Annotated in this window: 15 protein-coding genes; all 15 read right to left on the reverse strand. The window is 31.8% G+C overall.

The window, feature by feature from the left end:
* Nucleotides 1–76 precede the first annotated feature (76 nt).
* Entirely contained in the window at nucleotides 77–376 is a 300-nt protein-coding gene (locus tag IPK88_09305; protein MBK8243611.1) for a HigA family addiction module antidote protein, read from the reverse strand.
* A gap of 2 nt (nucleotides 377–378) precedes the next feature.
* Entirely contained in the window at nucleotides 379–660 is a 282-nt protein-coding gene (locus tag IPK88_09310; protein MBK8243612.1) for a type II toxin-antitoxin system RelE/ParE family toxin, read from the reverse strand.
* Between the two features lie 225 nt (nucleotides 661–885).
* Nucleotides 886–2247 carry a TIR domain-containing protein gene (locus IPK88_09315; protein MBK8243613.1) on the reverse strand — a complete coding sequence of 454 codons (1362 nt, stop codon included), beginning with the start codon at nucleotides 2245–2247 and terminating at the stop codon, nucleotides 886–888.
* A 266-nt stretch (nucleotides 2248–2513) separates the two neighbouring features.
* Nucleotides 2514–2876, reverse strand: coding sequence for a hypothetical protein (locus IPK88_09320; GenBank protein MBK8243614.1), 363 nt, complete (start codon nucleotides 2874–2876; stop codon nucleotides 2514–2516).
* A 279-nt stretch (nucleotides 2877–3155) separates the two neighbouring features.
* Nucleotides 3156–3965 carry a hypothetical protein gene (locus IPK88_09325; GenBank protein ID MBK8243615.1) on the reverse strand — a complete coding sequence of 270 codons (810 nt, stop codon included), beginning with the start codon at nucleotides 3963–3965 and terminating at the stop codon, nucleotides 3156–3158.
* Between the two features lie 155 nt (nucleotides 3966–4120).
* Nucleotides 4121–4477: a hypothetical protein gene (locus IPK88_09330; GenBank protein MBK8243616.1), complete on the reverse strand. Its 357-nt coding sequence runs from the start codon at nucleotides 4475–4477 to the stop codon at nucleotides 4121–4123.
* Nucleotides 4474–4881, reverse strand: coding sequence for a hypothetical protein (locus tag IPK88_09335; GenBank protein ID MBK8243617.1), 408 nt, complete (start codon nucleotides 4879–4881; stop codon nucleotides 4474–4476). The genes IPK88_09330 and IPK88_09335 overlap by 4 nt, the downstream gene beginning before the upstream one ends.
* 186 nt (nucleotides 4882–5067) lie before the next feature.
* On the reverse strand, nucleotides 5068–6822 hold the full coding sequence (locus IPK88_09340) for an ATP-binding protein (GenBank protein ID MBK8243618.1): 1755 nt from the start codon (nucleotides 6820–6822) through the stop codon (nucleotides 5068–5070).
* A 1-nt stretch (nucleotide 6823) separates the two neighbouring features.
* Entirely contained in the window at nucleotides 6824–8137 is a 1314-nt protein-coding gene (locus IPK88_09345; GenBank protein ID MBK8243619.1) for a hypothetical protein, read from the reverse strand.
* A 106-nt stretch (nucleotides 8138–8243) separates the two neighbouring features.
* Complete coding sequence (locus tag IPK88_09350) at nucleotides 8244–8750, reverse strand: DUF1648 domain-containing protein (protein ID MBK8243620.1); 507 nt, start codon at nucleotides 8748–8750, stop codon at nucleotides 8244–8246.
* 176 nt (nucleotides 8751–8926) lie between these two features.
* The gene (locus IPK88_09355) at nucleotides 8927–9100 is read right to left on the reverse strand and encodes a hypothetical protein (protein MBK8243621.1); all 174 of its coding nucleotides are present in this window, start codon (nucleotides 9098–9100) and stop codon (nucleotides 8927–8929) included.
* A gap of 7 nt (nucleotides 9101–9107) precedes the next feature.
* Nucleotides 9108–9632, reverse strand: a complete 525-nt coding sequence (locus IPK88_09360) for a hypothetical protein (GenBank protein ID MBK8243622.1) — start codon at nucleotides 9630–9632, stop codon at nucleotides 9108–9110.
* Nucleotides 9633–9844: 212 nt separating this feature from the next.
* Nucleotides 9845–10678, reverse strand: coding sequence for a hypothetical protein (locus tag IPK88_09365; GenBank protein MBK8243623.1), 834 nt, complete (start codon nucleotides 10676–10678; stop codon nucleotides 9845–9847).
* Between the two features lie 189 nt (nucleotides 10679–10867).
* Nucleotides 10868–11668 carry a hypothetical protein gene (locus IPK88_09370; protein ID MBK8243624.1) on the reverse strand — a complete coding sequence of 267 codons (801 nt, stop codon included), beginning with the start codon at nucleotides 11666–11668 and terminating at the stop codon, nucleotides 10868–10870.
* 183 nt (nucleotides 11669–11851) lie between these two features.
* Entirely contained in the window at nucleotides 11852–12343 is a 492-nt protein-coding gene (locus IPK88_09375; protein ID MBK8243625.1) for a hypothetical protein, read from the reverse strand.
* Nucleotides 12344–12445 lie beyond the last annotated feature (102 nt).

Here is a 12445-nt window from a genome sequence, read left to right on the forward strand (position 1 = left end):
AGGCAAAAACCTTAAGCCAAATTTACAACATTTTCTGGAATGAAAAATGAATTGCTCTGCTTGCATTAATCTCATGTTATGCCCAGTCAATAAGGTTTTCCTTAATCTTTGTGAATATTTTTTTACTTTGTTTCATTTCTTCTTCAAGATCATATTCATTTTGGAGTCCAAGCCAAAATTTAGGCGAATTGTTGAAATAAATCGATAATCTAACTGCAGTATCTGCTGTGATACTTCTATTGCCTTTAATTATTTCGGATAATCTGGTTTGAGGAACTTGAATAGCTTTGGCCAATCTATAAGCAGTTGTTCCCATAGGTATGAGAAACTCTTCGTTTAATACTTCTCCAGGATGAATATTCTTTAATTTTGACATAATTAATGGTAATTTATAATTTTTACAAATTCGGAATTTGAGTTTTCCCATTTGAAGATTATTCTCCAGGTATCGTTAATCCTTATAGAATAAAAATCTTTTAATTCTCCTTTTAGCTTTTCTAGATGATTTGAAGGTGGTACTCTTAAATCATTGATATTTTGTGAGTTGTTCAACATTCTCAGCTTTCGTCTTGCTACTTGTTGGATGGCTTGGGGAACACCTTTAACTAGAGTCCCTCCCCAAATTTCCTCAGTATATTTATCTCCAAAACTTAAAATCATGCTACCCTATAACGTTACTAACGCATAAAGATATTAAGATGTTTCAAATTAAGTTGTTTTTTATTGATTGAGCATAACGTTTTGCAGCTACCCGAAGGTGGCGATTTCGAAGCACTTCACTGTCAACGAAGCAGAAACTTTTATAGAAGCACAAAGCTTGATTTAACCACTGAACCGCCACTTTTGGGTAGGTGCTGTTATCGGCTGGCGTATTGTCAGAAGTCATCATTTGCCAATTTCTTTGAGGATTTCAGGAATTTCTTTAAATGAGTTTATCCAAATTACGTTGAATCCTAAATTATTGGCGTCTTGTTCTTCAATATTTTCTATTACAGGAATTAGCTTCTGGTCTTTAATTTTTACGACTTCATTTTCGGGATATAAATCTTCAATTGAGTACCGCTTTTTGATTATATAATGGTTCTTTTCACCTTTGCCGTTCTTACGGATAGAAACATCTAATAGTCTGCGCATATTAGGGTCAGTCAGGCTAATCCCTGTAAAAAGGCAGGTACAATTGTTAAGATGATTTAGTTGCACTAGATTGCTCCAGCTAAACGGGTCTATAAACTGAGAATGGTATGCGTCCTCACTAAAAACAATTTCGTTTTTTGAGGTTAAGTTCTTCTTTCTTGGTAAGCAGCCGTGGGGATGATAAATTGGTATTTGTTTGTCCGTAAAACGTTCTCCTTCAGAAAAAATGCATTTAAAATCGATTTTTTCCTTCGCTAAGTTTTCTTCAATTAAGTCATCAAAATTAAACGTAATTATTGCTCTTAATGGTTTTCTTTCACGCTTTGGTCTGCTTAGTTCAGAAATAGCATCAACTGTGGAACTCTTATCGGTACAATTTTTATACAAGGTATCCCTTACAGTCGATGTAAACTTCTTTCCCAAAAGTGTCTTTAAGTATTGAGCAAGTATAAGTGGTGAGACATTTATTCTCTTCTGAAATAAATTGGCAAGTCTTGTGTCTATGTCTGGAACATCAGTATTATCAGAATAGACTTCTTTAAGAAGTGATTTTAAAAGAGTGTTCCAAGTTGGAATACCTGCGTCATAAGAAATTCCAGCACCACAGAATAGAGTCAAGTTTCCTCTATTGTATTCTTCTCTAAGATTTCGGATTTGAAACTCATAGGAATCTGGTTGAAACTTCTCAACCTCACGCTTTACTCCTTGATAGCTTTTAGTTTCTTTCTGTTTGAGTGCCCTAATTAATTTTTCGTACCCTTCCTCAAACGAAAATCTGAAGTCAGCAAATAATCTGTCTCTAAGTGAAAATGGGATATCACAATCTTCAATAAGAACTGGAAGAATAATTCTCTGTTGTTTTGAAACTTCCCGATTAAGTATTGCGGATAATTCAAAATTGACCCAATTTGAACTCGTACTATGCTTTGATAGAAGTACAATAAAGTAATCAGTATTCGAAATTGCATCATTAATTTTCTCTTGAATGTTTTCTCCAGCAGTTACTTCCTTATCAGCTCTCCAAGTCTGAACACCATCATTTTTAAGTGCGATGGTGAGTCTGTCCAGAAATTTTTTGTCTTGAGAACTATGGCTTATAAATACTTTTATCATTTTTACATTTAATTAATGTTAGAGTGTGTCGTGAACGCTTGCCGATAACGTTTCGCAGATTTGCGATGGGCGGGAATTTTACCACTGAACTTTATACGGAGCATAAAACTTTCGTCTACCACAAAACTGTCTGCGGAGCACGAAACCCCGCCTATTGCAAATGTGCTGTTAGTGGCTGTTATACTTTCCTTCTGATACTCGTCAGTCGGATGATTGAAGTTCATATTGTCTGATGTTCGTAGCATTGTTGTCAAATTAATCTCCTTTTAAAATTTGTCTTCAAGTTTCTCAAACAAGTCAATAATAGTTTTTATCTCTTTTGTTAATGTTTCAAGTTCTGATTGGATTTTACTGTCCCGGAAATAATCAGAAACTATTTTTTTTACTTCGTCTAAAGTCATTGTCCGAATAAATGTCCCTGGAAGATTTGTTTTGTTTGTATGGTCATATTTCCAAGTCCAAAGTTGTCCATTACTATCAATTAATTTATAGTCGCTATCAAACTCCCAATAATGCAAGTCAGGGTCGCCTGCAAACTCTTCCAAGTAAACCATGTTTAGGTCTGCACCGTCCTGAATCAGTATAGGAAATGTAACTTTGTCAAAACCAAGATTGTTTAACTGGTTCATCCAGTCAATTGCTCTGTTGCTGTTTAAGCCGCTAAAGCCGCCAAAAATCTTTTTTATAATCTGAACAAGTGTCACGATGTTGTGTAGGTTTTAAATTGTCATAGTTAATTTGTTCGCTGTAATGTTTTTAATATTCTCACGTTAAATAATAGCCGCTAACGTATTTGAGATTAATGCAGGCAGAGCATTTCGATAACTGCCAAAGGCAAAAACCTTAAGCCAAATTTACAACATTTTCTGGAATGAAAAATGAATTGCTCTGCTTGTATTAATCTCATGTTAATGATAGTTACTTTTGAAATTTACTATTTCATTTAACTTTATAAACTCAGATTGTTTTAATTTATTCTTTTGGTATAATACAATATTACCTTTGGAGCTATTAATATTACAAAAATATTCGTTTGTAATTGTATCTAGCATATTGTTTTCCCATTTCTTTTGATATTTTAGGTCTAAATTGCCAAAATTATTCCAAACTCCAATCCAAAAAACACCCCATTCATCTCCGGCATCTCCACCAATTGATTTACCTACTATAAAGTTATTATTGTTATAATAGAATATGGTATCAATGAACGAATAACCAATACTTGCTAATAAGTATTTATTAATAGTAGTGAAATACTGGTAGTGCGTTGAGTCGATCTTTTCTAATAGAATAAATAGAGTTCCTTTTGTTTCAAAACCATTATCATTCATGTATGCCACGAACTTATTGCTATTTAATTGATACTGTTTCATGCGCCTTTCTTCATCAATGAAGCAAATTGATATTGAATCGTTAATATATTCATTTAAATAATCGCGTTTTTTGAACCTATATCGTAAAGAATTAGTGTCAAGACTATAACATATTGTATCAAAATTATATCGCTTTAATAATATTTGGAATAAATTTAAACTGTCAATTGATAAAATCATGCCTTTAGATAATGCTTTCCATTCACTACTATCAATTATTAAAGGCACCTTTGTTTCTGAGAGTGAATCTTGAACGTATGAAGTTTCTATACACCAATCTTTTTCAATTGATTTAGTTTTGCAACTAATCATAAGTATGAAACAAAAAGCCTGTAGTATCTTCATTTTGTAATTGTCATTAACGTTTTGCAGATTTGCGATGGGCGGGATTTCTACCACCAAACTTCATACGTAAAACTGAACTATTGTCTTGCACAAAAGTGTCTGCGAAGCACGAAACCCCGCCTATTGCAAATGTGCTGTTATAGCCAGTTTTTCTGTTAGTCATTACACCTTACTTCAATTACCTTGCTGCTCAATGTGTCAAAATGAATGTTCAAAGCGAAAGGCCAAATTCCTCCCCAGCCAAATGGACCTGTTGTTTTACCAATGTCGACTTGATAACTGAAATTTCCGGTTGTATCTCCTTGGTCACCCAATAAACTTAACACTTCACTTTTTGATTTGTTAATTAGTATGTTGTCATCTATAATATTTTCCACCATTTTTCCTCGAGTTCTAATATCTCCTTGAAGCCATTCTTCCCTATTAAATTTTAAGTTTTCAGTTTGTTTGTCCTGTCTGCATCCAATAACAATAAAAAATAAAGGTAAAATAAAAGTCAAGTTTATTTTCATTGTCCGTGAAGTTTGTTTTCAGTTTTAATAATTTTCACTGGGTTTGTGTTGTCAATGCTGTCAAGTTGAGCTTGAAACTTAGTCCACCAACCTTTACCATATTTGCTTTCCAAGTTGTAAGCCATTTTCCTATTGTAATATTCTGTCCCATTGATAATTTCGGTGGACATTTTGCAACCGTATAAATAAAAGTCAAAGCCGTAGGAGTTTGCTAAATGTTGTTTTTGTTCGAAGTTCAATGGCATTTCCCCAATTTCAGCAATTTGAATTTTTCCATTTTTTATGTCTTGTCGAGCTGCCCAAAAGTTGAAAGGCGTAAAAAGTCCGAACGCAAAACGAAGTCCTAAATACAGTCCACCAAGTAGTAGAATTGTCAAAAGTCCGAATGTGATTTTTCGTTTCAATTTTCCGTTTCTGTCGTTTGTTTGGTGTCGTCCTAAAATTGGCTATAACGTTTTTGGGCTTGGCGAAGGTGGGGGTTAAAAAGTACCAAAGTTCAAATTTAGCACAAAAGCTAATAGAAAGTACAAGTGCTCAATTTAGCACTAAAGCCCCACTTTTGCCAAACCCATGTTACCTGCTGGCCTTTTTCAGATTTCTCTTTTAAGTTTTTTAATAATGTCATCAAATGCAATATTACTCCAATCCTTTTTCCATTCGGTTCTAAAGTCAATGTCATTAGAGTCGGGTTTATCAGTTAAGTCTTTAATTCTTACTATTGTCGGAATTGGGATACAATCTCCAATAATTAATGCCTCTTGTCTTTCAAGAACTGGCAATGTGTCTGTAATTGCACTTACACTATCTGGCATAAGTCGCTTTACATATTGTTGGTCTGATGGATTAGTTAATCGCATAGCAACAAAATTATTACATTGAGAAAATATCGTTTCTGATATTTCAGAAGGTCTTTGACTAACTATCATTAACGACAATCCATACTTTCTTCCTTCTTTAGCTATTCTCTCTATAGACTTCTTTACGGAATGATATTTTGCACCTTCACTTTGAGGAATATAATTGTGAGCTTCTTCTAAAACTAGCAAGAAAGGTATTTCAATAGCATCAGTTTTTAATGTTTTATAATGGAAACAAAAATCAAATACCAATCTACTAATTAATGAAACTACAATACTTAAAACCTCAAATGGAATACCACTCAAATCTAAAATGGTTATATTTTCATTAGCACCGTCTTCATATCCAATAAATTGTTTTAAAATTTCTGATAAATCATCAGTCTTATATTCAGAAGTCAAATCTGCTTTCCTTGGCTTCAATAAAAACGCTAATCTATCATCTGCAATCTTTGTTTCAAGTCTAGGTACAAATCTATCAAACTCGTTTGCGTAAGGACCACCATTTATAGTACCTTGTTTTTTTTCTTCGAATTCAATTTTCTCAAAAAGTTGATGTTCTTCTGAAACTCCTGTTATTTTTGCTTTTATTTTTAGTTCTCCTGTTTTTGCGTCTTTTGTAGCACTATTTTGATTAGAAATATATCTAAATACTTCATCAATGCTAAAGTAAACTGGTGTATCGTAATTTACTTTTTTTAGAGTTGAATTATGTTTCTTTTTGTTTAGAGTAACTGCTGTTTTAAATTGTGAAACTTGATTGTGTGAATTGCTTTCCCTACTTTCAATAAACATTTCTTCTAACTCTTCAGAGTTCATAAGCCAATAGGGCAAAACTAAATTTGAAACATTCAATTTTTTTGATTTAGGAAAAGCTGTAGCATATTCTCCGTGTAAATCAAATAATAAAATATGAGTATTGTTGAGAATACCTTTAGAAGATTGTTCAGAATTAGGCTTTATACCTTCTTGTAAAATTCTAGCAACTGTTCCTGACTTGCCTGAACCTGTAGAGCCAACTACAGCAATATGTTTACTAAAAAATTTATCTCCATCTACACTTATATCTATTTTAGTGTTTTGGGCAAGTGTTGAAAAACAAAATTCTTTTTCAGAGTCTATGGAAGTATATATTATTTTTAAAATTGATTCATCTGCAATTTCGACATTATTTGGTGGTATAGCAATTTGTTGTCCACCTCTTCTGAATTTGTTTTGGTCATCTAAAAATCCGATTGGTTGAGAATCCAAAATAAATGTTGGAGTGCTTGGGGTTGTAGTTTCTCCAATTAGATTAGTTTCTTTTATTTTGAAACTTTGAACCAATGCGATTATGGAGGTATTTGAGTCGTCTGAAATTTTTAAATAACTTCCAATTGTAAAATCAGAAGTGTCTTGTTTAAATTTATCAGCGTCCAAAACTTCAACTTGAATTAAGTTTGGTGATACCGTTAAAATACGAAAAATATCAGAGTTTGTGGTTGCCATATTATATTGTTAAGAGTTTATTGATGTCTTTGAGATTATTACAATGTTTTATGTCAAAAAATTGACCACTAGAAAATTTCAATATATTGTTTTCATTTGAGAAGTAAAAGTATACGCTAGGTTCGTTTATTTCTACAAAGTTTTTCTCAAATGTTTCTTTTGATAAAATCCTCAATTGGTAAGAACTTTTTGAAATTTTCAATCCATTCTTTGTTGTATTTATAATAGGTTCTTTATTGAATACAAAATTTGAAAATTGAATTTCTTCAAATCCATCGTTAAAGATTATTTTATTATTGATTAGTTCCTTCTTAATAGTTCTAATTTCAGTCAAATCACAGTCAAGAATTACAGTTGGAACTTTTGCATCACGAAGCGAATTATTTGCTTTATAAAATTTAGTTATTAAATTTTCAATTAAACTTACAATAGGTAATTCTGAATTGTTAGAATTTAAAATATTTTTTCCTATAAAAATATACTTTAATTTATTGGCTCTTAATGCACTGGTGGATTTTAAATTTTGAGAAACTAATTTTAAGTATTCTGATTTAGAACGAAGTTTTATAAACCATTCATTGAATAAAGTTTGGCTACAATTTATTGTAGTTAAAAAATCAAGCTTGTTTATTTTTCTATTTGTTATGCCTTTTTGAATTGCTTTATCTATAATAATTCTTAATGCATTATTATAGAACAAAGTGTCAGCTTCAAAACTAGAGCAGTTGAAAATATTTTTCAACTTACTTATTACTTGGGCTTGTTGATTGTAAAATTCAAAACCAAAAAGGAAATTGAATTGAAGTAAAAATGAATTGAGGAGAGCATCGGAGATGCCTTTCTCAATTTCATAATGCTTTTCTATTTTATTTTCCTTGTATGTTAGTATTTCTTTCAGTTTTTTTAAATCAATAATTGGTTCATTCCCTGGAATTTCATTCTCGAAATGTGCATATAAAATATATTTGTAATTATTGCTAGTTTTGGGATTTACAAAATGGTCAAGCATTAATGTTATTGGTTCTCTTACAGCAGAGTTGATAAAGTTTGGTTTTGAAAGATATTTACATTGAATAGTAGTTTCGTCTGTTGAATTAATGTCGATATCCTCAACTCCTTCAATTATAACTTCATCTGTATCATTAACAAGGTCTAATAATTTTAGAATTGTTGTGTCAAATTGATAGTAATATCCTTTAATTGTTGCTTCTGCTGTTCTTGTCGCCATTAATTTTCTGTTTTGTTGGTGGGTTTCGGTAGGCTTGCAGGTAACGGATTTGGCATAGACGCTGCACCGCCAAACCTTAGCAGCCAAAAGTAAGAAATTAATTTTTAATTACCGGAAGAAATTTAAAGAGAATGATTTCAGATGCCTGGCGGTGTAGAGTCTATGCCATGTTATAGCCAGTGCTTTTTCTCTTTTACGTTTGTTTTGGTTTACTCGTTTTGAATAAAAGTAATGTTATTGGAATGAGTATTATGAGCACAATTAAAGAATTGAACCATCGCCCGAGTCCAACAGATTTTCCCATTCCGTTTTGAATTACTTCAAATGTAATGAAAAAGAATAACATAGCTATTCCTAAAGTTATGGTTCTGCTTATCCTAGTTCCTAATTTTAATTGTTCGTTATAGTTTTCGGCAGCAATGTTTTTACCATAACTAGATAATCTAGGGAATTTACCCAATATTTTCATTCCGATAATAAGGATAGAAATAACACTTGGCAAAATAAAAATGGATTCTTTTTTTGCAAAACCATCAACTTGACCTGAAGCATTAAAGTGAGAAGGAAAGATCTCAGGTAAATTCGAATAATTACAGATTGTTAATGTCCATAACGATACTAACACAAGCCAAATAGCAAAATCCAATACTCTGTCAGAGGTTGTGAGTTCTATTTTCATTCTTTGATTAGAATCCATCATTTAGGCTTTATTTTATCATTACTTTAGCATTGGCTATAACGTATTTGAGATTAATGCAGGCAGAGCATTTTCGATACCTGCCAAGGGCAAAAACCTTAAGCCAAATTTACAACATTTTCTGGAATGAAAAATGAATTGCTCTGCTTGCATTAATGTCATGTTAAGCACAGTGCGTTTTAAACAGTTGAATATTTTCTTTTACTTTCTGCTTTGGTTTTAACTTTTGGTTTTGCAGATGAATTCGATTTTGTTCTTTGGAAATAATCGTGGAGTGCTTTTTCTTCAGCAACTGTCAACGTTCCTTGTCCTCCAATAATATCTACTTCCAAAATTTGTTTCTTCTTAGTCATATTCTATTTACTTAAAATATTTATCAATTAGTTTTAGTGCGGCTCTATTCGCAATAATCATAACTCTGCCACCAAAATGAAAAGCACCAAGAGTTTTTTCGTAATGTTCAATAAGTTGAGATTTTGATAAGAAAGAAACATTTCCTTCAAACCCTCTTTGAAATGAAATTTTACAAGCAAATGCTACCAAATTGCCCGCAACTCCTGAATACATCTTATTTTTTCCTTTGTTGAATGGTGCGTTTTCAACAATATGCATGTAAACGTGATCTTGTTTTATCTCAAGACAAATAAGCCCTTGTATAATAGTTGAGTTTCCAACAATGGTCAATTTGTATACCTCTCTTTCAGGTTGTTTGTATTCCTCTGTCCAATTGAATAGCCAACCATTTTTCTTAGACACTAGTTTAAGCTCGCTTTTAGTTAATATGGAAACTTCAGTAGCAAAGCTGTCTCCAGTAATTACATTTTCAATCGAGTTTGTAAGCTTATCTACTTCAAAATCGAGTCCAATTTTTTTTGCCTTTTTCACATAGCAAATTTACGAATTTTTCATGTATTTATTGCTATAATTTATTGATTAAGGCGTCTATTTGCATTGTGCTTAACGTATTTGGCATAGACGCTGCACCGCCAAACCTTAGCAGCCAAAAGTAAGAAATAAATTTTTCATTACTGGAAAAAATTAAAAGAGAATGATTTTCGATTCTTGGCGGTGTAGAGTCTATGCCATGTTATGCGACGTCATTTTATGTAGTTTATGAATGTACTGTCAACTTTTAACCATTGAATATGATTATAACTTAATATTTTTTCATCTGCGTATAAGGTATACTTTATTAAATTATTTCTAAATAGAGCTAGTACATATTGTGGATTAAAATTTGTTTTGTCTATTTCTTCAAGAATTGGAGATTGGATAATACTAAGTAGAGGAATTCTATTAAGGATATTTGCTATCGTATCCTTATTTTTGATGGTTTTAATTTTTTCATTTTTAATATAATATTGTTGTTGCTTGAGACTATCTTTAGGAGGATGATGTAATTGGGTATTTGAAATTCTAATTGAGTCAACATATTTTATTGGGGATAAGTCAAAAAGTCTGGAACTATAAGATATATCCTGTTTATCTCCTGTTTCAATTGCCTTACAAATTAAATGGCCTAAACTACGTAGTATTTCACTCTCATCTTTTATATCATAATAGCTAAATTTTTTCAGTATACTGTCTTTACAAAGTATTACAAGACTATTGGTTGAACCATGCGTAACCTGTATTCTTGGATGTATAAAAGTATCAGATAATACAATTTTAATTGTCTTTAAATAGGAAATCAATTGGGTACTATCCCTAATACTATGACAACTAAATCTAGTACCAAATTCACAATTTCCCCAACCATCGCAATCTCTTCGCTCGATTTCGTAATAAATAATGCTGTCACGTTCAATAATAATCTCAATATATGAAGAGTCAGTCATTGCCGAAAGATGAATTTCATCATATGGAAGTTCATTTTTTGCGCATGAGAGGTTGATCAGAATCAGTGCAACAAAAGATAGTAATAATTTCATTAATGGTTCCTTCTGTTTTTATAAATCTTTACTAGTAATTTGTTATATGAGATGGCGCATAACGGAGAGGTACTTGCGACGTGCCGCCACTTGCACCAAAGCCAAAAGTAAGAAATATTTTCATTAAAAGCCAATAGTGAAAATTTATGATTTTTGGCGGCATGTTCGTAAGTACATTGTTATGTGATGTTAATTGAAATTGCTTATTAATAAGCTATCAACTTTAAGTACTTGAAGCCATGAATATGGCATTATTACTAAATCAGTTTCTAATTGAAAACAAATAAGTCTATTTCTATAGAAATTAATCTCATATTTAGGAATCAACTTGCCAAACCCCTTTCTAGTTGTTCTATCTATTATTTTTTGCATTTGAATGATGTTTATAAACGATTCAATCTGCTCTTTTCGCGAGATCATTTTTAATTCATAATCTTTAATATAGTTTAAACGCTTACCATTATAACCATCAATTTCAACAGATTTCAATTTAATTATGCTAATGGAATCAATATCCGTTAAGTCAGAAATATCTATAAGTCTTTCTGTAGTATTAATATTGCTCCTATTTGTTTGACTTATTATATTGAGTAATTGTTTTTTAACTTCTACAATATCTCTAGAATTGTTTTCTGAGCCATAAAATCTGAAATTTTTAATTAGACTATCTTGAGATAAAAATTTTATGCTGGATGTTGTAGCGTGTGTCATCATTATTGCTTCAAGATGAAATGTATCAGATAGTAATCTTTGAACTTCTTCATCAATAATATCAAAGGTATTATTGATTTTGGAAGCCTGAGCATAAAATTTGGGCCCATACTTGCACGACCCATATCCATCGCATGCGCCACGTTCTAATTGCAAAATTATTATTGAATCTCTTGAAACAAATATTTGAATATATGAGCTATCAGTGTGAGTTGAAAGATGTATTTCATCATAGAATTTCTTATGTTTAATACAACTACAATGTAAACTTATAATCAAGAATAATAATTTGAATCTAATCATATTTTTTTAATATCACATAACGTATTGGCGCTTGGCGTAGTGGCGGATTACGGAGCACAAAACTGTCAATACACCACAAAGGATGATACGAAGTAGAATGTTCAATTAACCACATCACCCGCCATTGAGCCAAACGCCTGTTAGCGGTTAGGCCTTTTTTCATATGTCGATTGTCAGTATTGCACAAAATTTATTTTCATTTTCGTTCATTGAAATAATATTTTCTCCCTCACGCATTTTATAAAAACTTAGTCTGTCGCTTATAAAATGCTCGTCATCTTTTTCGTCAAGATTGTTTTCTATAGCCCAAAGTCGTCCGAGTTCAGGTGTCTGAAATGAATACCAAAACCTAATGCCTTTAATTTTTTCCTTTTGAAATTTGTATGCAAGTAAAGTCAAAGTTTTTACTCCAAGCATAAACGCTTTTTTATTGTTGGCAGGTTCAATATTGCAGTCAACGTGAAAATGATTTTCGCTGTCTTCAATTATGGATTGATTTTCCCAGTCCTGCGTTGCTTTGTAAAGTCTGTCAAATGATTTTAATGTAACTCCAAGTTCGGTTAATAATATTTTGTCGTCAATAATATTTTGAACTTCTGTCGGCAAGTCCACCGAAAATGAAAAGTCGTCTGGCAGATTGTATTCTGTCAAAAGTTGCTTAAATATTTCGTTGAACTTTGTCGTCATAGGCTTACCGCTAACGTATTTGAGATTGATGCAGGCAGAGCACTTTCGATAACCGCCAAAAATAAT

Source organism: Candidatus Defluviibacterium haderslevense, assembly GCA_016712225.1.
Taxonomy (GTDB): domain Bacteria; phylum Bacteroidota; class Bacteroidia; order Chitinophagales; family Saprospiraceae; genus Vicinibacter; species Vicinibacter haderslevensis.